Annotated in this window: 23 protein-coding genes; 18 read left to right on the forward strand and 5 right to left on the reverse strand. The window is 71.0% G+C overall.

Features of this window, described 5'->3' with window-relative positions:
* The first annotated feature begins 27 nt into the window (after window positions 1–27).
* The 10 genes from JGR64_RS00695 to JGR64_RS00740 all read left to right on the forward strand — a co-directional run bounded on the left by JGR64_RS00695 (window position 28) and on the right by JGR64_RS00740 (window position 9,011).
* Window positions 28–504 carry a histidine phosphatase family protein gene (locus JGR64_RS00695; protein ID WP_199374551.1) on the forward strand — a complete coding sequence of 159 codons (477 nt, stop codon included), beginning with the start codon at window positions 28–30 and terminating at the stop codon, window positions 502–504.
* Entirely contained in the window at window positions 501–1,067 is a 567-nt protein-coding gene (locus tag JGR64_RS00700; protein ID WP_199374553.1) for a YceI family protein, read from the forward strand. Before JGR64_RS00695 ends, JGR64_RS00700 begins: the two co-directional genes overlap by 4 nt.
* Window positions 1,064–2,992 carry a phospholipase D family protein gene (locus tag JGR64_RS00705; RefSeq protein WP_199374555.1) on the forward strand — a complete coding sequence of 643 codons (1,929 nt, stop codon included), beginning with the start codon at window positions 1,064–1,066 and terminating at the stop codon, window positions 2,990–2,992. The genes JGR64_RS00700 and JGR64_RS00705 overlap by 4 nt, the downstream gene beginning before the upstream one ends.
* A gap of 104 nt (window positions 2,993–3,096) precedes the next feature.
* A complete protein-coding gene (locus JGR64_RS00710) occupies window positions 3,097–3,291 on the forward strand; it encodes a hypothetical protein (RefSeq protein WP_199374557.1) in 195 nt (64 codons plus the stop codon).
* 69 nt (window positions 3,292–3,360) lie between these two features.
* Window positions 3,361–3,972 (forward strand): YkvA family protein, encoded by a 612-nt coding sequence (locus JGR64_RS00715; RefSeq protein ID WP_199374560.1) that lies wholly within the window; start codon window positions 3,361–3,363, stop codon window positions 3,970–3,972.
* A complete protein-coding gene (locus tag JGR64_RS00720; RefSeq protein ID WP_199374562.1) occupies window positions 3,969–4,421 on the forward strand; it encodes a hotdog fold thioesterase in 453 nt (150 codons plus the stop codon). Before JGR64_RS00715 ends, JGR64_RS00720 begins: the two co-directional genes overlap by 4 nt.
* Before the next feature lie 145 nt (window positions 4,422–4,566).
* Window positions 4,567–5,274 (forward strand): lysophospholipid acyltransferase family protein, encoded by a 708-nt coding sequence (locus JGR64_RS00725; RefSeq protein WP_233348322.1) that lies wholly within the window; start codon window positions 4,567–4,569, stop codon window positions 5,272–5,274.
* Window positions 5,271–6,263: an alpha/beta fold hydrolase gene (locus tag JGR64_RS00730; protein WP_234446972.1), complete on the forward strand. Its 993-nt coding sequence runs from the start codon at window positions 5,271–5,273 to the stop codon at window positions 6,261–6,263. Before JGR64_RS00725 ends, JGR64_RS00730 begins: the two co-directional genes overlap by 4 nt.
* Window positions 6,264–6,319: 56 nt before the next feature.
* Window positions 6,320–8,389: a tetratricopeptide repeat protein gene (locus JGR64_RS00735; protein WP_199374566.1), complete on the forward strand. Its 2,070-nt coding sequence runs from the start codon at window positions 6,320–6,322 to the stop codon at window positions 8,387–8,389.
* A 13-nt stretch (window positions 8,390–8,402) separates the two neighbouring features.
* Window positions 8,403–9,011 carry a YbhB/YbcL family Raf kinase inhibitor-like protein gene (locus tag JGR64_RS00740; protein ID WP_199374568.1) on the forward strand — a complete coding sequence of 203 codons (609 nt, stop codon included), beginning with the start codon at window positions 8,403–8,405 and terminating at the stop codon, window positions 9,009–9,011.
* 22 nt (window positions 9,012–9,033) lie between these two features.
* On the opposite strand, the gene JGR64_RS00745 is transcribed toward JGR64_RS00740, so the two are convergent.
* The gene (locus JGR64_RS00745) at window positions 9,034–9,849 is read right to left on the reverse strand and encodes an META and DUF4377 domain-containing protein (protein WP_199374570.1); all 816 of its coding nucleotides are present in this window, start codon (window positions 9,847–9,849) and stop codon (window positions 9,034–9,036) included.
* A 68-nt stretch (window positions 9,850–9,917) separates the two neighbouring features.
* Complete coding sequence (locus JGR64_RS00750; protein ID WP_199374572.1) at window positions 9,918–10,712, reverse strand: undecaprenyl-diphosphate phosphatase; 795 nt, start codon at window positions 10,710–10,712, stop codon at window positions 9,918–9,920.
* A 249-nt stretch (window positions 10,713–10,961) separates the two neighbouring features.
* On the opposite strand from JGR64_RS00750, the gene glnA reads away from it, so the two are divergent.
* Complete coding sequence (gene glnA, locus JGR64_RS00755; protein WP_199374574.1) at window positions 10,962–12,371, forward strand: type I glutamate--ammonia ligase; 1,410 nt, start codon at window positions 10,962–10,964, stop codon at window positions 12,369–12,371.
* A gap of 359 nt (window positions 12,372–12,730) precedes the next feature.
* The gene (locus tag JGR64_RS00760) at window positions 12,731–13,495 is read left to right on the forward strand and encodes an N-acetylmuramoyl-L-alanine amidase (RefSeq protein ID WP_199374576.1); all 765 of its coding nucleotides are present in this window, start codon (window positions 12,731–12,733) and stop codon (window positions 13,493–13,495) included.
* Here JGR64_RS00760 and JGR64_RS00765 read toward each other — a convergent pair.
* Entirely contained in the window at window positions 13,479–14,042 is a 564-nt protein-coding gene (locus tag JGR64_RS00765; RefSeq protein WP_199374578.1) for a YceI family protein, read from the reverse strand. The two genes, JGR64_RS00760 and JGR64_RS00765, sit on opposite strands and share 17 nt — an antisense overlap.
* 53 nt (window positions 14,043–14,095) lie before the next feature.
* Window positions 14,096–14,803 (reverse strand): pirin family protein, encoded by a 708-nt coding sequence (locus JGR64_RS00770; protein WP_199374581.1) that lies wholly within the window; start codon window positions 14,801–14,803, stop codon window positions 14,096–14,098.
* A gap of 325 nt (window positions 14,804–15,128) precedes the next feature.
* On the opposite strand from JGR64_RS00770, the gene JGR64_RS00775 reads away from it, so the two are divergent.
* The 5 genes from JGR64_RS00775 to JGR64_RS00795 all read left to right on the forward strand — a co-directional run bounded on the left by JGR64_RS00775 (window position 15,129) and on the right by JGR64_RS00795 (window position 19,648).
* Entirely contained in the window at window positions 15,129–15,719 is a 591-nt protein-coding gene (locus JGR64_RS00775; protein ID WP_199374583.1) for a YceI family protein, read from the forward strand.
* Window positions 15,720–15,790: 71 nt separating this feature from the next.
* Window positions 15,791–16,891: an ATP-binding protein gene (locus JGR64_RS00780; protein ID WP_199374585.1), complete on the forward strand. Its 1,101-nt coding sequence runs from the start codon at window positions 15,791–15,793 to the stop codon at window positions 16,889–16,891.
* Entirely contained in the window at window positions 16,878–18,302 is a 1,425-nt protein-coding gene (ntrC, locus tag JGR64_RS00785) for a nitrogen regulation protein NR(I) (RefSeq protein WP_199374587.1), read from the forward strand. The genes JGR64_RS00780 and ntrC overlap by 14 nt, the downstream gene beginning before the upstream one ends.
* A 58-nt stretch (window positions 18,303–18,360) precedes the next feature.
* The gene (locus tag JGR64_RS00790) at window positions 18,361–18,936 is read left to right on the forward strand and encodes a superoxide dismutase family protein (RefSeq protein ID WP_199374589.1); all 576 of its coding nucleotides are present in this window, start codon (window positions 18,361–18,363) and stop codon (window positions 18,934–18,936) included.
* Between the two features lie 85 nt (window positions 18,937–19,021).
* Entirely contained in the window at window positions 19,022–19,648 is a 627-nt protein-coding gene (locus tag JGR64_RS00795) for a superoxide dismutase family protein (RefSeq protein ID WP_199374591.1), read from the forward strand.
* Between the two features lie 7 nt (window positions 19,649–19,655).
* Here JGR64_RS00795 and JGR64_RS00800 read toward each other — a convergent pair whose 3' ends face one another.
* Window positions 19,656–20,573, reverse strand: coding sequence for a hypothetical protein (locus JGR64_RS00800; protein WP_199374592.1), 918 nt, complete (start codon window positions 20,571–20,573; stop codon window positions 19,656–19,658).
* A gap of 78 nt (window positions 20,574–20,651) precedes the next feature.
* Between JGR64_RS00800 and JGR64_RS00805 the strand changes: the two genes are divergently transcribed.
* Window positions 20,652–21,929, forward strand: a complete 1,278-nt coding sequence (locus JGR64_RS00805) for an acetyl-CoA C-acetyltransferase (RefSeq protein WP_199374594.1) — start codon at window positions 20,652–20,654, stop codon at window positions 21,927–21,929.
* The last annotated feature ends 12 nt before the right edge of the window (window positions 21,930–21,941 follow it).

Here is a 21,941-nt window from a genome sequence, read left to right on the forward strand (position 1 = left end):
GCCAGTGAACCACCAAGGGAGTGCCTCGTGAGGGAAATCGTGCTGTTGCGCCATGCCCACGCCGAACAGGCGGGTCCGGGCCAGAACGACGTCGACCGGCCGCTGTCCGCGGAGGGTCTGGCCGAGGCCGAGGCCGCCGGCTGCTGGCTGCGCGACCACGGCCTGGTACCCGACCTCGTGCTGTGCTCGCCCTCGCGCCGCACGCGCGAGACGCTGGAAGCGGTGCTGGGGGTGGTCGGCTACGTCGACCAGCGCCTGGAGCCGGCAATCTATGACGCTTCGGCGGGCACCCTGGCGACTGTCGCCGACCGCCACCGCGAGGTCGACCGCCTGCTGGTGGTCGGCCACAACCCGGGGCTCGAGCGGTTGGCGGCCCTGCTGCACAGCGGCCAGTCGGGCGAGTACCGCGGCATGCCGCCCGGTGCGATCGCCGTGCTGCGGCTGCCGGCCGAAGCCGAGGTGGAGCCCGGCGTGGCAAGTCTTGTCGACTTCTGGTGGCCGTGAGGCGTGCCCTTGCACGCGCCTGGATCGCTGTCGCCGCCGCCGTCCTGCTGGCGGCGCCGTCGCATGCCGGTCGCATCGATCGGTCGGCATCCGAGATCGGCTTCACCCTGACCACGCGCTGGGGGCAGACGCTGCGTGGTCGTTTTCCGGAATACGAAGGTGAGTTCAAGGTCCTGGAGGACGGGCGTCGCCAGGTGCGGCTGTGGCTGTCCGCGGCCGATGTCCGGATCATCGGCAACGTCCGCTACACGCGGCTGACCCGCGGCAGCGGGTTCTTCGACGCCGAGCGATACCCGCGCGTGACATTCGTGTCCGAACCCTACGACGATATCCTGCTGCGCGATGGCGGCGTATTGATGGGCACCCTGGTGATACGCGACGTGCAGCGGCTGGAAACGTTCACGGTCCTGCCGGCCGAGTGCCCGCGACCGGGGCGCGACTGCGACGTGGTCGCCACCGGGGTCATCGACCGTGCCGACTACGGCATGGACCGCTGGAACTTCGCGCTCGCCCCCGAGGTCCGGTTCGAGCTGCGCATCCGCATCCGGGGTGGCGACGCGTGAATCCGCTGATCCGCGTGCTGGCCCTGGCGGGAGCGCTGGCGGCGGGCGCCTGCGCGACGCTGTCGCAGGAGCAGCGGGATGCCGCGACGCGCATTGCCGTCGAGGCGCAGCCGGTGGTCGTGGACTGCATGGCCGACGACGCCTGTGCCACGACCTCCGCGCTGCGCGAGCTCGGCACGCAGGCTGTCGCGGCCAGCACGCCGGATGCGCCGCGCCACCATGCACTGATCCTCGACTACGGCCAGGATGCGCTGCTCGCGCGCCTGAGCCTGATCCGCTCGGCGCAGCGCACGCTGGACGTGCAGACCTACATCTTCGACGAGGACGATGCCGGGCACCTGTTCCTGGACGAGATGCTGGCCGCCGCGCGCCGCGGCGTGCGCGTGCGCGTGCTGGTGGACCAGCTGTCGGCGCTGCGCCGGGTGGAGACGCTGGCCGCGCTCGCCGGCGCGCACGCCAACTTCGAGATGCGCATCTACAACCCGGTGCTGGGGCGCGCACGCATCAGCTATCCGCAGTACGTGCTGGCCGCGGCCTGCTGCTGGCGGCGCCTCAACCAGCGCATGCACAGCAAGCTGCTGCTGGTGGACGGCATGGTCGGCATCACCGGCGGCCGCAATTACCAGAACAGCTATTACGACTGGGATCCGGTCTACAACTTCCGCGACCGCGACCTGTTCGTGGCCGGGCCGGTGGTCGCCGACATGGCCGCCAACTTCGAGCAGTACTGGGTGGCGCGGCTGACGCGCACCCTGCCGGGACTGTCCGACGTCGGCCGCGCGCTGCTGCGTGGCGGCGTGCCGTCGCTTCCGCACGCACCGTTCGACCTCCCCGACCGCGTGCAGCGCATTTCCCGCGATGCCGATGACCAGGGCCTGGTCGCAGAGCTCGCCGCGTATGCGCTGCCGGTGGCCGGGGTCGGGTTCATCGCCGACCCGCCCCAGAAGCACCGGCGCAACTACGAGGGCGTGGCGCCGTCCACCCGTGGCCTGCGCGAGCTGATCGACGGCGCCAAGGAGGAAGTGCTGCTGCAGACGCCGTACCTCGTGCTTTCGCCGCCAGCGCAGGCCCAGTTCCGCGAGCTGCGCCTGCGCGATGCGCCGCCGCGGGTGGTGGTGTCGACCAACAGCCTGGCGGCGACCGATGCGTTCATCACCTATGCGCTGTCGTACAAATACAAGCGCCGCTTCCTGCGCGAGTTCGGCTTCGAGATCCACGAGTTCAAGCCGTTTCCGCAGGATGCGCCGATCGATGTCGAGGCCACCGGCACGGTCGACATCGCGTGGGACGCGAACGGCAACGCGGTGGTCGGCGGCCGCCGCGGCCGGGCGGCCGGCGTCGACGGCAGCCAGGGGGGCGGGGGGCGCGCGACGCGGCCGCTGGCGCGCGAATACTCGGCGTTGCGCTGGTCCGGATTCTCCGCCCACGAGCCGGTGCCGCTGGAACGCGGCGGCGTGCGCTTCGGCCTGCACGCCAAGTCGCTGGTGATCGACGAACGCATCGGCGTGGTGGGCACGCACAACTTCGACCCGCGCGGCGATACCTACAACACCGAGAGCGCGGTGGTGATCGAGGAGCCGGCGTTCGCGCGCACCCTGGCGGCCAGCATCCGCCGCGACATGCTCCCGGCCAACGCCTGGACCATCGCCCCGCGCGACAAGCCGCCGGTGTTCTCCGGGCTGGACTATTCGCTGGGCAAGGTGTCCGAGGCCCTGCCGGTGTTCGACCTGTGGCCGATCCGCTACGCCACCAGCTACGAGTTCCGGCCGAGTCCGGCCTGCCCGCAGCCGATCCCGCCCAGCGACCCGCGGTTCCGCGAGTGCTATGACCCGGTGGGGGACTTCCCGGGGGTGCAGATGGGCCTGAAGACGCTGATGACGCGGATCTTCACCGCCTTCGGCGCGGGGCTCGCGCCCATCCTCTGACCGTTCGTCGGTCGCCGTGGCGAAGTGACTTCCGGCCTATTGCAGGCTGCGCTAGGTGTTGTAGTCTACCAACACACCGAATCACAACCACACCGGAGCGCGCCATGAACGTCCAGACCCAGACCCAGTCCCACCACGTCGTCGACCGCAGCCAGCAGGTCCAGCGCCTGGCCGGTACCCGCCTCCCCACCCGTGACCGTGCCCGCGAGTTCGGCGTCGGCTACGGCAACAGCAGCGGCTACGCGTCCGCCCGCCGCTACCTGGCCAGCCAGGGCACGCCGCGCTTCCGCTGTGCCTGAACCGCGATTGACGCTGGCGCGCCTGCGGCCCTAGGCTGCGATCACCCTGTTCGCCGCCTGGGATCCGCCATGTCCATTTCGCTGACCATCGAGCTCAACGACCGCGATCTCGCGCACTTCACCAAGGCCATGGACGCCGCGCGCGCCGCCGCCGCGCACATGGCCCCGGAAGCGGTCGTGGCAGCGGCCGCCACGCTGCTTTCGACGTCGCAGGGCGTGCACGTGCCCGATTTCGTCCGCGAGCGCCTGCTGCGGCTCGACGACATGATCGCGATGGTCCGCGACGAGGGCTGGGCGCTCGGCGATGAGGACCGCCAGCGGGTGATGTCGGTGCTGGTGTACTTCGCCGACCCCAGGGACGTGATCCCCGACCACATCGAGGTGCTCGGCTTCCTCGACGACGCGATCATGATCGAACTCAGCGTCCGCGAGCTGCAGCACGAGCTCGACGCCTACGACGACTTCTGCGATTTCCGCGAGCACCAGGCGCACAAGCGCGGCATCGAGCCTTCGGCCGTGGGCCGCGCCGACTGGCTCGTAGGCCGTCGCGACGAGCTCGTGGAACGCATGCATGCGCGCCGGGAGCGCGATTTCGGCGTCGGTTACGGCGCGAGCAGCGGCTATCGCAGCCAGAGCAGCTACGTGCGCACCTGGCGCCCCAGCCTGTTCAAGCTGCGATGAGCCAGGCCCCCGCGGCGGACGCACCGGCCACGGTGTTCCGGCGCACGGCGGACCTCGCCACGCTCAATGCACTGTCCAGCGGCACGGCGATCGAGACGCTGGGCATCGTCTTCACTGAGATCGGCAGCGACCATCTGGTGGCGACGATGCCGGTCGATGCGCGCACGCTGCAGCCCTACGGGCTCCTGCACGGCGGCGCGTCGGTGCTGCTCGCGGAAACCCTCGGCAGCAGCGCCGGCAACCTCTGTGTCGGCGAGGGCGAAGTCTGCGTCGGCATCGAGATCAACGCCAACCACCTGCGCGGCGTGCGTGCGGGCCTGGTGACCGGCACGGCGCGGCCGCTGCACATCGGTCGCAGCACCCAGGTGTGGGAGATACGCATCGAGGATCCGCGTGGCCGCCTGGCCTGCGTGTCGCGCCTCACCCTGGCGGTGGTGGCAGCGAGCTGAAGGCTTCGCGGCGCCGCTACCCGCGCCTGTGGCCATCCGGTATCTTGCGCGCATGCGTTCCCCCATCGTCCACACCGCGCCCGCCGGTGGCCGCCTGCTGCGCGGCTGTCGCCTTGCCGTGCGCACGCCGCTGTTCCTCGGCCACATGCTGGTCCTCCTGCCGCTGACCATGTTGGTGGTCTGCCTGCCGCTTGCGCGCATCGACGTCGGCGGCGAGCCCCTCGGCCACCGCGTGATCCGTGCCTGGCAGGCCGGCCTGATGCGCGTGTTCGGCTTCCGCCTGCGGGGGATCGGCACGCCGTCGCCAGGCGCCACGATGTTCGTCGCCAACCATGTCAGCTGGATCGACATCAGCGCGCTGCACAGCCAGCGGATGATGGGCTTCGTGGCCAAGCGCGAGATCGCCGGCTGGCCGCTGATCGGCTGGCTGGCGAAGCAGGGCGAGACCATCTTCCACGAGCGCGGCAGCCAGGAGTCGCTCGGCGGCGTGCTGGACGCGATGCTGGCGCGGCTGCGCGGCGGGCACTCCGTCGGCGTGTTTCCGGAAGGCCGTACGCGTGATGGCCACGAGGTCGGCCCGTTCCATGCGCGCATCTTCCTCGCGGCGGTCGAGGCCGGCGTGCCGGTGCAGCCGGTCGCGCTGCGCTACGGCGCGGGCGGCAGCGCGCAGCACGCGGTCGCGTTCGCGCCGCGCGAAAACATGATGCAGAACCTGCTGCGCCTGCTGGGTGAGCCGGCGCGGGATGCCGACGTGATCTTCCTCGAGCCGATCGCACCGGGGGATGCCGAAGGCCGCGCGCGCATCGCCCGCATCGCGCGCGACCGCATCGACGACGCCATGCGCGGGACGTGAACGGCCCGTTCGCCAGCGACTACACACCGCCGCGCTGGTTGCGCAACGCGCACGTGCAGTCGGTGCTGGGATCCAGCCCGATGCGCCGCCGCCGCGGCCTGGTGGCGCTGGGCGCCACCGGCGCGCAGACCGACAGCATGATCATCGACGGCGGCGACGGCGTGCGCCTGCTTGGCCTGCACACCCGCATGCCCGGGGTCGAGCCACGCGGCATGGCGCTGCTGCTGCATGGCTGGGAGGGCAGTGCCGAGTCGAGCTACATCTGCCTGACCGCCGCGCATTTCCTGGCGCGCGGCTACGACGTGCTGCGGCTCAACTTCCGCGACCACGGCGATACCCATCACCTGAATCCCGACATCTTCCATTCCGCGCGCATCGACGAGGTGGTGCACGCCGCCACCGACGTGGCGCGACGCCTGCCGCGGCCGCGCATGGTGGCGGCAGGCTTCTCGCTGGGTGGCAACTTCGCCCTGCGCCTGGCGCTGCGCGCGCCTGCCGCCGGGCTGCGCCTCGATGCCGTGGCCGCGGTCTGCCCGGTGCTCGACCCGGCCGACACCATGCTGGCGATGGAGCGCGGCTTCCCGCTGTACATGCGCCACTTCGAGAACCGGTGGCGCAGCTCGCTGGCGCGCAAGCGCGAACTCTTCCCGGACCGCGTCGGCTTCGACCGCGACACCCTGCGGCTGCGCATGCGCGCGCTCACCGAGTGGCTGGTGCTGCGGCATACCGATTTCGGCAGCCTCGATGCCTACTTCGACCGCTACTCGATCGCCGGCGACAGGCTGGCGGCGCTGCAGGTGCCGGCGGAGATCCTGACCAGCGCGGATGACCCGGTGATCCCGGTCGCGGGTTTCCGCCAGGCCAGCCTGGCGCCGGACACGCGGCTCGAGATCGCGCGCTGGGGCGGGCACTGCGGCTTCCTGGAAGGCCCGCGCCTGGACGGTTATGCCGAGCGCTGGGTGGCCGCGCGTCTCGCGGCCCGGGATTGAGGGCGGGCTACAATCGCCGCTTTCGGGCGCCTGCGCCCGCAGCCGACGGATCCACCATGCAGCAAGAGATACTCGACGCGCTGGGGCGTGGCGACAACGACGCCGCGCTCGTGCAGGCCCGTGACCTGGTCGCGGCCACGCCCGACGATCCCCAGGCGCAGCGCATGCTGGCCCTGGCCCTGCGCGCCGCAGGAGACGTCGCAGGCGCGCGCGAGGCGATCGAACGCGCGCTGGCGCTGGCGCCGGACGACGCCAGCCTGCACCTCTACCATGCCGGGCTGCTGCTCGGCGGTCGCGACCTGGATGCCGCGCGGGCGGCGCTCGAGACCACCATCGGGCTCGATCCCAACAAGTTTTCGGCCTACATCATCCAGGCCCAGCTGGCGATCGCCCGCAACGACCTCGACGAGGCCGAGCGTCTGGTGCAACTTGCCGCGCGCGTGGCGCCGGACCATCCCACGCTGATGGCGGTGCAGGGCACGCTGCAGCTGCGCAGGGGCAACAGCAAGGAAGCGCTGGCGCTGCTGTCTTCGGCCGCGCGGCGCGTCCCCGACGACGTGCTGGTCAACCACGCCCTCGGCTTCGCTTACCTCGCCGAAGGACACCTGGCGTTCGCCGAGCAGGCGTTCCGCAACCTGATCGCGACATCGCCCGCCGCCCAGCGCATGCGCCCGTTGCTCGCCCAGATCGCGCTTCGCCAGGGCCGGCTGGACGATGCCGCCGCGGAGCTCGCGCCGCTGCTTGCCGATCCGGCGACCGCCACGCCCGGGCTGCGGCGCCTTGCCGGCGAGATCGAACTGGCCGCCGGCCGGGTCGAGCTGGCATTGCCGCACCTGCGCGTGGCGCTCGCGGCCATGCCCGGGGATCCCGCCACCCTGGCTGCGATCACCGCGGCCTGGCGGCGCAGCGGCGAAGTGGAGGATGCGCGGCAAACACTGGATGCACTGCTCGCGACATCGCCGGCCAGCGACGCGCTGTGGCGTGCACGCCTTGCCTTCGAGCCGGGCGGCCCGGGAGCCGACGCACTCGTCGCGCGCTGGCGCCAGCTTCGCCCGGGTTCGATTGCCGCGATGGAAGCCGAGATGCTGGGCCATGTGGCCGCGCGCCGTGTCAATCAGGTCGAAGCCTTGGCGCGGGAAATCCTTGCGCGCCAGCCCGGCCATCCGGGCGCCGAGATGAGCCTGATCGAGGTGATGCTCGATACCGCGCCGACCGGGGCCATCGAGCGCCTGGATGCGGCGATCGCCGCGCTGGCACCCGGCGCGGACAGCCGCATGCTGCGTGCCCGGCAGGCGCTCGCGCGCCACCGCGCCGGCGACAGCGCGGGCGCGCTGGCGCAATGGACCGAACTCCACGCCGAGTCGGCGGCGGAGCGTGTGCCGCTGCACGCGCACTCCGCGCCGCCCGCCGCGTGGCCGGAACAAGCGGCGCCGCGAGCCGATGCCCCGGCCATCACCTTCCTGTTCGGTGCGCCGGGCTCGCTTGTCGAGCGCCTCGCGCAACTGCTGGCGGCCGTGGTGCCGGACTTCCGCGACGACCGCTTCAGCTTCACCCCGCCGGACGACGTGTTCCAGAACCTGCCCGCGATCGCGGCGGTCGCGTCCGGCGAGCTCTCCGCCGACAAGGTCGTGGCGAGCTGGCGTTCGGCGCTGCCGTCGCGCCGCATCGACGGCGCGGTCATCGACTGGCTGCCGATCTGGGACAACGCCTACGCCGCCGTGATGCGCAGCGCGCTGCCCGAGGCGCGGCTGCTGGTGCCGCTTCGCGACCCGCGCGACATGCTGCTCGACTGGCTGGCGTTCGGTGCCCCCACGCACTTCCGCGTCACGTCGCCCGACGAGGCCGCGGAATGGCTCGCGCAGGCGCTTGGGCAGATCGCCACCCTGCACGAGCAGGACGTGGTGCCCCATCGCCTGCTGCGCCTCGACGACATCGTCGAAGACCCGGTCGCGGTCGCGGCGCAGCTCGGCGCGGCGCTGGACATCACCCTGCCGCCGCCGCCGGCGCATTTCTTCGGTGGGCGGCGCCTGGCCGCCGGGACATGGCGCGCGTATTCCGACCTGTTGGCCGACGCGTTCGCGCACCTGCATCCGGTTGCGCAGCGGCTCGGCTATCCGCTCGACTGATCCGGAGGATTCCATGCACATCGACAGCACAAGCTTCGCGCACGGCCAGGCCATCCCGGCGGAATTCGCGCTCGGCGCGCCGGGCGGCTTCGGCGGCAACCGCAATCCGCAGCTGTCGTGGCGCGACGCGCCGGCGGGCACGCGATCCTTCGCGCTGCTGTGCATCGACACCGACGTGCCCACCGACGCGTCGCTGGTCGGGGCGGACGGTGTCGAGATCCCGGTGGAGCACGCGCGTGGCGACTTCATCCACTGGGTGATGGTCGACATCCCGGCCGAAGTGCAGGCCATCGCCGCCGGCAGCTGCAGTGGCGGCGTGGATGCCCGCGGCAAGCGCGCGCCGGCCGGTCCCGCGGGTGCGCGCCAGGGGCTCAACGACTACACCGGCTGGTTCGCGGGCAACGCCGACATGGCCGGTGACTACTTCGGCTACGACGGCCCGTACCCGCCGGCCAACGACCTGCGCGAGCACCGCTACTTCTTCCGCGTGTTCGCGCTCGACGTGGCGCGCCTGCCGGTCGAAGACCGCTACACCGGCGGCGATGCGCTGCGCGCCATGCAGGGCCACGTGCTGGCCGAAGCCGCCACCTGGGGCAGCTACAGCCTGCACGCCGCGGCCTGATGCCGCGGCGCGCGGGGCGGCCTCAGTCGGCCGACGCCTGCTCCGACTCCACCACCATGTCCAGCACGTACGCGACCGCCGACGCATCCGCGGGCACGTCCTTGCGCGGGTAGCGGTCCAGGCGCAGCACGTTGCGGGTGCCCGGCTGGTGGTCGTAGCCCTCGATCTCCTGGTACAGCGGGCCCCAGTCGCCGGCGCCCGTGCGCAGGCCCGCGCCGTCGTACTGCAGCTCGCGGACCTGCAGGCAGCGATAGTCCGGCATCACCGGGTGGTGGCAGTCGACCCGCTCGGCGGCGACCTCGAGGAACACGCGCTCCGGCGCCACGCCGAAACGGGTCCGTGCCGTGGCGGCGCCGATGAAGACCAGCGTGTCGCCGGCGGCGTTGACCAGTTCCAGGCGCGGCGGATCACCGGCGACCAGGGTCACCGCGTGACCGCCCGCCAGGCGCGTGCCCGCCTCGCGCTCCATCGCCATCAGGGCGGCGTCGGCACAGGCCATCTGCGTGCTGACCAGCTGCCCGACCGTGAGGTGGACGCCATCGAACGTGGCCTCGCCGCCCATGCGGTTGCAGGTGTTGCCGATCGCGATCCGGCCGTCGGCGAAGTCGAGCTGCAGCGGCTTGTCGGGATTGGCGAACAGCGCCGCGATGCGGTCGCCGTCTGCGCTGGTCGCGGCGTCGAGGTGCCAGTGATGGGCCGCGAGTGCGTCGGCCTGGCCGGGCGCGGGCGTCGCGGCGTTGCCGACGGTTACGGGCGCGGCGGGCGGGGGCGCATCCTGGGGCGCGCGGGTGCAGGCGGCGAGCGCCAGCGGCAGGACAAGGATCAGCAGTGGCTTCATGGCGTGCTCCATGGACGTGGGTCGGTGTTCAACGCGCAGGCGCGCGGTGTGGGGTCGCGCCGCGGCCCTCAGTCCCCGCTGGGCAGCCACAGCAGCAGGGCCGCGCCCAGCAGGATGCGGTACACCGCGAAGCCGGTGAACCGGTGGTGCTCGATATAGCCGAGCAGCCACTTCACCACCAGGAATCCGGTCACCGTGGCGGCCGCGAAGGCGATGCCGACGTCGGCCCAGTTCTCGCCGCCGACCGCGCCGTCCTGCACGAGTTCCAGGAACGTGTAGGCGCTGGCCGCGAACATGGTCGGGATGCCGACCAGGAACACGAACTCGGCCGCCGCCGGGCGCCGGTTGAGCCCGAACAGCATGGCGATGAAGATCGCCGCCGCCGAGCGCGAGGTGCCGGGGAACACGCCCGCGACCACCTGCGCCAGGCCCACCAGGATGGCCACGGTCCAGGTCACGTCGATGCTCTCGGGGCGGCGTTCGGCCATGCGTTCCGCGACCAGCATCCACACGCCGCCGAGCACCAGCGCCCAGGCGATCGGGGTCACGGTCTCGGGCAGCTCCCAGCCCAGCAGGCGCACCGGCAGGCCGACGATCGCGGTGACCAGGAACGCGGTGGCGAGCTTCAGCGCGTAGTCGCGGTGGCGGGCCTCGCCAAGGCCGGTGGCCAGGGCCCAGATGCGCTCGCGGAACACCAGCGTGATCGCCAGGATCGCGCCGGCCTGGATGACGATGTTGAAGAAGTCCGAGCGCGCGCCCAGCCAGTACTGGGCGATCAGCAGGTGCCCGGTGCTCGAAATCGGCAGGAATTCGGTGAGGCCTTCAAGGATGCCCAGCAGCAGGGCGGCCAGCGGATCGGTCATCGGCGCGGAATTCCGTGAATGGGTGGCAGGGCGCGCGGACACAATGCGCGGCGCGGCGGCAGCATAGCGGAAGCGTTACGCACCAATCAGGTGCACGAAGCCGTGTTTATCGATCTGTCTTGGTGCAATGTGTCACCAGCCTTGGCTGGAATCCCATAAAATTCAATTGCTTGCGGGTTGGCACGCGGCTTGCGTCGATCAACCGGTCAGGGTCGCCCGCGACCCATCCCAATGCCCCAGGAGCCCGCCATGTCCCTCGAACACGTCGAAAAGCTGATCAAGGACCACAAGGTCGAATTCGTCGACCTGCGTTTCACCGACATGCGTGGCGTCCAGCACCACGTGACCTTCCCGACCTCGATCGTCGAGCCGGCGCTGTTCGAGGACGGCAAGATGTTCGACGGTTCCAGCATTGGTGGCTGGCGCGGCATCCACCAGTCCGACATGGTGCTGCTGCCCGACGGCAACAGCGCGTTCCTCGATCCGTTCACCGCCGATCCGACGCTGGTGATCACCTGTGACGTGCTCGACCCGACCACCATGCAGGCCTACAACCGCGACCCGCGCGGCATCGCGCGCCGCGCCGAGGCCTACCTCAAGTCCAGTGGCATCGCCGAACAGGCGTTCTTTGGCCCCGAGCCCGAGTTTTTCATCTTCGACTCGGTGCGCTACGCCAACGACATGGGCCACACCTTCTTCCACGTCGATTCGGAAGAGGCCGCGTGGAACTCGGGCCGCGAGTACGAGGGCGGCAACACCGGCTACCGCCCGGGCGTGAAGGGCGGCTATTTCCCGGTCGCGCCGCTCGACTCGCTGCACGACATCCGCGCCGAGATGTGCAAGACGCTCGAAGCCGTCGGCATCGAAGTGGAAGTGCACCACCATGAAGTCGCCAACGCCGGCCAGTGCGAGATCGGCACCAAGTTCAGCTCGCTGGTGCAGAAGGCCGACGAACTGCTGACCATGAAGTACATCGTCAAGAACGTGGCGCACCGCAACGGCAAGACCGCCACCTTCATGCCCAAGCCGCTGGTCGGCGACAACGGCAGCGGCATGCACGTGCACCAGTCGCTGGCCAAGGGCGGCGTGAACCTGTTCTCCGGCGACGGCTACGGCGGCCTGAGCCAGACCGCGCTGTGGTACATCGGCGGCGTGTTCAAGCACGCGCGCGCCATCAACGCGTTCGCCAACTCCAGCACCAACAGCTACAAGCGCCTGGTGCCGGGCTTCGAGGCGCCGGTGATGCTGGCCTACTCGGCGTCCAACCGTTCGGCGAGCTGCCGCATCCCGTTTGTGTCCAACCCGAAGGCGCGCCGCATCGAGTTCCGCTTCCCGGATCCGATGAATTCCGGCTACCTGATCTTCACCGCGCTGATGATGGCCGGCCTCGACGGCATCAAGAACCAGATCGACCCGGGTGGCCCGAGCGACAAGGATCTCTACGACCTGCCGCCGGAAGAAGCCAAGGGCATCCCGACCGTCTGCCATTCGCTCGATCAGGCGCTGGAAGCGCTCGACGCCGACCGCGAGTTCCTCAAGGCCGGCGGGGTGATGAGCGACGATTTCATCGACGCCTACATCGCGCTGAAGATGAAGGAAGTCACCGCGTTCCGCGCCGCGACCCATCCGCTCGAGTACCAGATGTACTACGCGATCTGACGATGGGGGCGTCGAGTGCGGGTGCCGGGTGCCAATGCCCTTGAGGGCTCATGTCCCCCGGCGCTGGCCTTGCGGCCAGCGCCTCCTCCTTGACTTCGCCCTCAAGGGCATTGGCACCCGGTACGCCGCAGCGCGCGGTGGTGTGAGGAGCAATGGCCACAGCCCGCAATCTGGCGGATGCTTTTCGTTACCCGCGGGCTGCGCGGAGCCCCGAAGTGGCCGGGAGGCCTTAGCGGGGAAGTCAAGGAGGAGGCATCCGCCGCAGGCGGATCCGGGGGACATGAGCCGCGAAGGCCTCCCGGCCACCACAGGGGCCCCGCACGGTTGCATTGCATCGCGATCACGGGTTCGATTGCCCCATGAAGAACATCAAACCTCTTGCGGCAGTCCTTTGCCTCGCACTGCTCGCCGGCTGCGCCCACCAGGCACCACGCAACCCGATGGCGACCTGGGTGCCGTCGCCCAACCACGATGCGCGCCGCCCGGTGATCATCGTGCTGCACTACACCGAGCAGCAGTCGGTCGAGCAGAGCCTGCACACGCTGCGCACGCACAACAGCGGTGGTCCGGTGAGTTCGCATTACCTGGTGGGCGACGACGGCGCGATCTACCAGCTGGTCGCCGACAGCCAGCGCGCCTGGCACGCCGGCGGCGGCAGCTGGGGCACCATCACCGACCTCAACTCGGCCTCGATCGGCATCGAGATCGACAACGACGGTGTCGAGGACTTCAGCGGCGCGCAGGTCGATGCACTGCTGCGCCTGCTCGACGACCTCACCACCCGGCTGCGCATCCCGCGCAGCCAGGTGATCGGCCATTCCGACCTGGCGCCGTCGCGCAAGATCGATCCCGGTACGCGCTTCCCGTGGCGGCGGCTGGCCGAGGCCGGCTTCGGCATCTGGCCGGCCGACGATGCGCCACCGGCGCCCGAAGGCTTCGACGCCCTGCAGGCGCTGCGCCTGCTCGGCTATCCGCTGGATGCACCGGAGGCGACGATCCGCGCGTTCCGCATGCGCTTCCGCGGCGATGCCGGCAACGTGCTGGATGCCGAGGACCACCGCATCCTGCACGCACTGACCCGGCCGGACGGTGCCGGCCTGCTGAAGCCTACTTCGCTGCAGTGAAGCGGATGCGGGTCGAGATCGCGACCTCGTCCGGGATGGTGGCGGTGTCGGCCCAGTCGCCGCCGCCCACGCCGAACGCCAGGCGCTTGACGACCGCATTGCCCGCCAGCAGCGGCTGCGCGCCCGGTGTCCAGGTAAAGGTGAGCGTCACCGGCTTGCTGACGCCGTGCAGGCTGAGCGTGCCATCGGCGGCGTAGCGGTTGCCGCCGAGGCTGCGGAAGCCGCTCGCGGTGTAGCGGGCCTGCGCGAAGCTGGCGATGTCGAAGAAGTCCTTGCTGGCGAGCGTGGAGTCGCGGTCGGCGTTGCCGGTGACCGCGCCCGCCAGCGGGATCAGCACGTCGAGCTTCGCGGCGGCAGGCGCGGCCGGGTCGAAGCTGAGCGTGGTGGTGAAGCCCGGAAACTGCCCGGTGAAGGTTTCGCCGTCGTATTCGCTGGCGAACGTCAGCGCCGAGCCGGCGGCCTGGACGTAGTCGGCGGCGGACGCGGGCGCGGCGATGGCGAGGGTCGCGGCAAGCGCGAGCGGGAGGAGCAGGTGGCTGGAACGCATGTCGATCTCCGGAAGAAAGTGCGGGCCGCGGCGCGGGTTGCGCCGCGGCGATGTCATTGGATGCGCGGCAGGTCGAACACGAGGACCTCGGCGCCGGTGCCGTGCGCGATCTCGACCCGCGGCTCGTCGGCGTACAGCAGCGCATCGCCGGCCTCGAGCGCATGGCCATTGACCGTCACCGCGCCGCGCACCACGTGCACGTACGCCAGCCGTCCCGGGGCGATCTCCTGCATCGCCGACTCGTCGCCATCGAACAGGCCTGCGGACATCGTCGCATCCTGATGCAGGGTCACTGAACCGTCGCGCCCGTCCGGACTGGCGACCAGCCGCAGGCGGCCGCGCTTGTCGACATCGGGGAACGCCTTCTGCTCGTAGCCGGGCGCGATGCCGCGCTTCGACGGAATGATCCAGATCTGCAGGAAGTGCGTGGTCCGCTCGCGCTCGTGGTTGTACTCCGAGTGGGCGACGCCGGTGCCGGCGCTCATCCGCTGCACTTCGCCGGGCACGATGGTGCCGTCGTTGCCCATGGAGTCCTTGTGCGCCAGCGCGCCATCGAGGACGTAGCTGATGATCTCCATGTCCTGGTGCGAATGCGTGCCGAAGCCCTGGCCGGCCTGGATGCGGTCCTCGTTGATGACCCGCAGGGGGCCCCAGTGGACGTGCTCGGGATCGGAGTAGCCTGCAAAAGAGAAGCTGTGCCAGGAATCGAGCCAGCCGTGATTGGCGTGGCCGCGGGCCTTGGCCGGGCGAAGGGTGATCATGGGTTGCCTCCAATGTCGGGCGTCGGTCGGTTCGCCGCGCTGGGAGGAAGTCTGATTGCTTTCAAAATCAGGATAAATATCGATTAAACAAACTTATGCATATAAAAATAGAACAATCGGCCGAATTCCGAGGTTGCCTGCTTGCTGGCTGCCTCGACGTCTATTGTTCTGTATTTGTGATGATTAATGTCTTTCATGGCTGTATACAGAGTTTGTCAGAACGATAGACTCCCCCGGCTGCAGCAGCGGACGTGGAGCGCACGGCGTTCCCATTTCCGTCATCGCACTCGATCATCATCCAACCAGATTCCCCGGAGACACAGACATGACCAGCACCTTCAACCGCATCCTCCTCGCCGGCGCGCTGTCGCTGGCCACCGCCAGCGTTTTCGCCGCGCCGCTCAGCTACAAGATGGACCCGGCGCATACCGACGTGATCGCGCAGTGGAGCCACTTCGGCTATTCCAACCCGATCGCCCATTTCGGCAGCGTCGACGGCACCATCGTGTATGACGCCGAGAACATCGCCGCGTCCAGCGTCGAAGTGACCCTGCCGATGAGCGGCATGTCCTCGCACGTGGCCAAGTTCGACGAGCACCTGCGCAGCGCCGAGCTGTTCGACGTCGCCAACTTCCCGGAAGCCACCTTCAAGAGCACCAAGGTCGAGTCCGCCGGCGAAGGCAAGCTCACCATCACCGGTGACCTGACCATCAAGGGCGTGACCAAGCCGGTCGTGCTGGCCGCCACCATCAACAAGGTGGCCGACCATCCGATGAGCAAGCAGCCGACCGCGGGCTTCGATGCCACCGCCACCTTCAAGCGCTCCGACTTCGGCCTGGGCCTGTACGCGCCGGCGGTCAGCGACGAAGTGCAGATCCGCATCACCACCGAAGCCTCGGTGCCGAAGGCGAAGTAAGACTCGCCCGCAAGGATCCACCGCCGGCGCGGCACTCGCGCCGGCGGCCGGGTTTGCACTAGATTGGTGCAATGACCGGCCTCAGCCCCGCCCACGACACCCTGGCCACCCCGCTGCTGCTGGCCGCCGCGGACGGCGTGGTGCTGGGCGGCAATCGCGCTTGCGCGCAATGGCTGGGGGTCGGCGCCAAGCGCCTGCCTGGCCTGCCGCTGGCCGCGCTGGAACACGGCGATGACCGCCTGCAACGCGCGTTGCACACGCACGGGCCGGGAGAAACCGTGCGCCTGCCGCGGATGGCACTGGCCTTTCCCGGCGCCGCGGCCCATTTCGCCGATGCCTGGTTGACGGCACAGGACGACGGCGGTTGGCTGCTGGAGGCGCATCCGGTGGACGAATTCGGCGGTGGCGACCCGGTCGCCGCCCTGCCGTCGGCGCTCTCCGCCGCGCTCCGTGGCCTGGCCCACGAGCTGCGCAACCCGCTAGCCGGGCTGAAAGGTGCGACCCAGCTGCTTGCCCGCCGCGTCGGCGACGACGCCGACTCGCGTGAACTGGTCGAACTGATGGAATCCGAAGTCGGGCGCCTGACCCAGCTCATCGACCAGCTGCTGCAGCCGGTGCCGCCCCGGGCACACGCCCCGCTCAACATCCACGCCGTGCTGGAACGCGTGCTGCGGCTGGCCGAGAACGATGCCGGCTGGGCGGTGAAGCTGGTGCGCGACTACGACCCCAGCCTGCCGGAACTCGAGGGCGACCCGGACCGGCTCACCCAGGCGGTCTGGAACCTGGTGCGCAACGCCATCGAAGCCGGCGCCGGCGAAGTGGTGCTGCGCACGCGCGTGGAGCACGGCCTGCGCATAGGAGGCGAACCGCACGCGCTGGCGCTGCGCCTGGAGATCGTCGACGACGGCCGTGGTGTGCCCGAGGCGCTGGCCGAACAGGTGTTCCTGCCGCTGGTGTCGGGCCGCGCGGAAGGCACCGGGCTCGGCCTGGCGCTCGCCCAGCAGGTCGCGCGCGAGCACCGCGGCAGCATCGCCTACCGCTCGCGCGCCGGGCATACCGTGTTCACCCTGCTGCTGCCGTATCCGCCGCCCGCGGAGGCAGCGCGTGACGCAGCCCACGTCGGCGAAGCGGTCGGGTCCGACGAAAAGGAGGCGGGCAATGACCAGCGCTGACGGCGCACGCGTATGGGTGGTCGACGATGACCGCTCGGTGCGCTTCGTGCTGGCGACCGCCCTGCGCGAGGCCGGCTACGCAGTGACCGGCTTCGAGTCGGCCAGCGATGTGATGGCCGCGCTGGACCGCGGCGGTGCGCGGCCGGACCTGCTGTTCACCGACGTGCGCATGCCCGGCGACGACGGCCTGGCGCTGCTCGACGCGCTCCGGCAGCGCCTGCCCGCGCTGCCGGTGGTGGTGATGAGCGCCTATACCGACATCGCCAGCACCGCCGGCGCGTTCCGCGGCGGCGCGCAGGAGTTCCTCTCCAAGCCCTTCGACCTCGACGACGCGGTGGCGCTGGCGGCACGCGCGCTCGACAGCCATGCCGCCGACGCTGCGCTGGACGGCCCGGGCAGCGCAGCCGATGTCGGCGCCGCCGACGCCCTGGTCGGCGATGCGCCGGCGATGCAGCAGCTGTTCCGCGCGATCGGCCGGCTGGCGCAGGCGCCGCTGTCGGTGCTGATCACCGGCGAGACCGGCACCGGCAAGGAGTTGGTGGCGCGCGCGCTGCACCGCGAATCGCCGCGCGCGCAGCGGCCCTTCGTCGCGCTCAATACCGCCGCCATTCCCTCCGAACTGCTGGAAAGCGAGCTGTTCGGCCACGAAGCCGGCGCCTTCACCGGAGCCAACCGCCGCCACGTCGGCCGCTTCGAACAGGCGCACGGCGGCACCCTGTTCCTCGACGAGATCGGCGACATGCCGGCCTTGCTGCAGACGCGGCTGCTGCGGGTGCTGGCCGAAGGCGAGTTCTTCCGCGTCGGCGGACGCGAACTGATCCGCGTCGACGTGCGCGTCGTGGCCGCGACCCACCAGGACCTCGAGGCCAAGGTCGGCGACGGCAGCTTCCGCGCCGACCTGCTGCACCGCCTCGACGTGGTGCGCCTGCGCCTGCCGCCGCTGCGCGAGCGCCGCGAGGACATCCCGCGGCTGGCCGAGCGATTCCTGCAACGTGCCGCGGCGCGCTTCGATGCCGCACCCAAGCGTTTCGCGCCAGCGGCCTTGGCGCGGCTCATGGCCCATGACTGGCCGGGCAACGTGCGTGAGCTCGAAAACCTGTGCTGGCGCGTGGCGGCGCTGGCACCGGGCGAAGTGGCGGGAGTGGACGACCTTGGCGAGACCTTGGCTGCCGCCTCCACCGCGGCGGCGCCCGGCGACGCCTGGGAAGCAAGCCTTCGTGCATGGGCGTTGGCGGCACTGGCCACGCATGGTGACGACATCCACGCCCGCGCCCGCGAGCGCCTCGACCAGGTGCTGCTCCAGGCCGCGCTGGAACACACCGGTGGCCGCCGCAGCGAGGCCGCCGCGCGCCTCGGCCTCGGCCGCAACACCCTGACCCGCAAGCTCGGCACCAGTCGTGGGCGGCGCTGAACGCATGCAATGCGGATCACGTGGCGGCAACGGCGGCTGGCGTTAGGCTCTGGCCCCGATGAGCGCACCCGTCCCCCAACCGCACCGCAGCCGCCCGCTTTGCGCAGCCGCCTGCGCCGTGGTCGTCGCCGCGCTGCTGTCGGCCTGCGCAAGCGCGCCGCCACGCGCGCCCGCCGCGGCACCCGGCTCGCCTGCGGCACTGCCACGCGCGGAGGTCGGCACCGCGCAGGCGGCCGTGGCCAACCTGGCCGCGGCATCGGCCACCCTGGTCAGCGGTCGCATCGCGCTCAGGGCCGAGGCCGGCGGCGTGCGCCTGGCCGGCGAGATCGGTGGCCTGACCCGGCATGGCGCCCACGTGCTGCAGGTGCACGCGCGCGGCGACTGCAGCGCGGTCGATGCGTCCAGCGCCGGCCCGTATTTCGATGCCACCGGCCGCGGCGGCGTGGACGGCGGCAGCGACCGCATCATTGCCGACGCGCAGGGCGTGGCCCGCGTGGCACAGCTGGTGCCCGCCGCCGTGCTGGGTGGTGGCGCTGCCAACGACATCGCCGGCCGCGCGCTGGTGGTCATGGGCGCGACATCCGGCGCCACCAGCGCGCGCGTGGCCTGCGGCGTGATCCGGCTGGCACCATGAGCCGTGCGGCACGGGTTTTCAGCACTGTCGCCTGAACCCTGGTTTCCGTCCCGCGCCATCCGGCGCGCCCCGAAGGGAGTTCCCCATGCGTACCACCACCCTCACCGTGCTCACCGCCGCGCTGGCGCTCGCGCTGTCCGCCTGTGGCGACCGCGCCGGCGTCGATGAAGCCGCCACCCCGCCCGCCGCCGCGCTGCCCGGCGAGTCGCCGCCGGATGCGACAGCGCCGGGCTACGCGCCGATCGACGAAGTCCCGGCCGCCGCCGCGGTGGCCGCGCTCGCCGCGACCGCCGGCAACACCACCAGCGGCCAGCTGCGCTTTGCCGCCGTGGACGGTGGCGTGCACATCACCGGCCAGGTCACCGGCCTCAAGCCCGGCACCGAACACGGGTTCCACGTGCACGAGACCGGCGACTGCAGCGCGCCCGATGGCAGCAGTGCCGGCGGACATTTCAATCCTGCCGGCAGCGCGCATGGTCGCGTGGGCGTCGCGGCCCACCACGCCGGCGACACCAACAACATCACCGCCGACGATGCGGGCGTGGCGCAGGTCGATACGCGCCTGGAAGGCGCCACGCTCGGTGATGGCGCGCCCACCGACGTGATCGGCAAGGGCGTGATCGTGCATGCCGACCCGGACGACTACACCACGCAGCCGACTGGCAATGCCGGCGCGCGATTGGCCTGCGGCGTGATCGGCGCGGGGTCGTAAGACCGCGTCAGAGCGCGTCGCGCGGGTCGCCGGTGGCGTGCGCGAACGCCACCGGGATGCCGTGCGCGCGCAGCACGCTCGCGAACTGGCGCTGGCGCGCTTCGAAATGCGCGAAGCCGCGCGCCAGCCGCGCATGGCGCGCGTCGTCGACGTTGTCGTTGTCGCCGGACGGCGCGTCGTCAGGCGCATAGAGGGCGCGCCACGCGTCGGGCGAAAGCAGCGCCATGCGCACTTCGCCGTCCGCATAGCGCAACAGCGGCTCGGGCGGCGCATCGAGCCAGGCCTCGCGCGCCGGTGACAGCAACGCGGTCTCGAGCAGCGGCCACAACGGCTCGAGGCCGGCGTGGCCGTACTGCAGCGCGGTCATCGCGCACAGGTCGTGCACGGTGAGGTAGCGGGCGTGCTCGACCCTCAGGCCGAAGACCTCCTGCATCGCCAGCGCGGTGGCCGCGCCGGCCATGCCTTCTTCCATCAGGTCGGCCTCGCAGCGCGCGGCGACGCGTGCGGCAATCGCGGCATCGCCGTCCAGCACGAACGGCAGCAGGCGCAGGGGACCGCCGCGGAAGTCCGCCGATGGCGACAGCGCGCCCGGCAGTTGGCCGGCATGGCTGCCGAATGCGATCACGCGCGCGCCGCCGCCACTCGCGCGCGGCGCGCGCGTGGCCAGTTGCCAGAGCTCCTGGTGCAGTGGCCAGCCCGGGCGAAGCAGCTCGACCGGGTCGTAGTGCGCCGCGACCAGCGTGCAGTCGAGCCGCGCGGCATCGGGCGCGAACGCGGCGAGGTCGGCGGCAACCAGCGCGGCCAGCGCGCCGGCCTGCTCCTGCGCCACGCTGTCGTGCGTCACGGCGGCGCCGTAGGCGAGTTCAAGTGCCAGCGCGCCGAGCACGCGGCCATGTCCGGGAACCGGTGGAGTGATGTCGTTCATTGGCCCTGCGCATATGCAGCGCTAAACTGGCGCCCATTATGCCCGCCCGCGCAGGCGCGCCGTCCCGAGAGGTCATCCATGCTGCATGGTCGCCCCGTCGCCGTCCTTGGCGGCGTCCGCATTCCCTTCTGCCGGCAGAACACGGCCTACGCCGACGTCGGCAACCTCGGCATGTCGGTGCGCACGCTTGGCGCACTGGTCGAACGCTTCGGCCTGCACGGCCAGCAGCTCGGCGAAGTGGCGATGGGTGCGGTGATCAAGCACTCCAGCGACTGGAACCTCGGCCGCGAGGCGGCGATGTCGTCCGGGCTGTCGCCGCTGACGCCGGGCATCACCCTGCAGCGCGCCTGCGGCACGTCGCTGGATTCCATCATCACCATCGGCAACAAGATCGCCTGCGGGCAGATCGAGTCCGGCATCGGTGGCGGCAGCGACAGCACCTCGGACGTGCCGATCGTCTACGGCAGGGCGCTGCGCCGGCGCCTGCTGGCGGCCAACGCCGCGAAGACGACGCGCGACAAGCTGGCGCAGTTCGCGGGCTTCCGCTTCGGCGAGCTGAAGCCGGATTTCCCCGGCGTGGCCGAGCCGCGCACCGGCAAGTCGATGGGCGAGCACTGCGAGGACATGGCCAAGGAGTGGAGCATCTCGCGCGACTCGCAGGACCAGCTCGCGGTGGCCTCGCACCACCGGCTGGCCGCGGCCTACGAGCGCGGCTTCTTCGACGACCTGGTGGTGCCGTTCCGCGGCGTGTCGCGCGACAACATCCTGCGCGCCGATTCCACCCTGGAAAAGCTCGCCACCCTCAAGCCGGCGTTCGACCGTGTGTCGGGGCGCGGCACGCTCACCGCAGGCAATTCCACGCCGCTGACCGATGGTGCATCGGCCTGCCTGCTGTCGACCGACGAATGGGCCGCGGCGCATGGCCACGAGGTGCTGTGCCACGTCCGTGACGCGCAGGTGGCCGCGGTCGATTTCGTGCATGGCGAAGGCCTGCTGATGGCGCCGACGGTGGCGGTGGCACAGCTGCTGGCGCGCAACAACCTCACGCTGCAGGACTTCGACATCTACGAGATCCACGAGGCCTTCGCCGCGCAGGTGCTGTGCACGCTGCGCGCCTGGGAAAGCGAGGACTACTGCCGCACGCGGCTGGGCCTGGACGCGCCGCTGGGCCGCATCGATCCGGCGAAAATGAACCCGCTCGGCTCGTCGCTGGCCACCGGCCATCCGTTCGCCGCCACCGGTGCGCGCATCGTGGCCAGCGCCGCCAAGCAGCTGCGCGAACGCGGCGGCGGCCGCTGCCTGGTATCGATCTGCACCGCCGGCGGCATGGGCGTGGTCGCGATCCTCGAGCGCTGACGCCGCTCCGCC

The organism is Luteimonas sp. MC1572 (genome assembly GCF_016615815.1).
Taxonomy (GTDB): domain Bacteria; phylum Pseudomonadota; class Gammaproteobacteria; order Xanthomonadales; family Xanthomonadaceae; genus Luteimonas.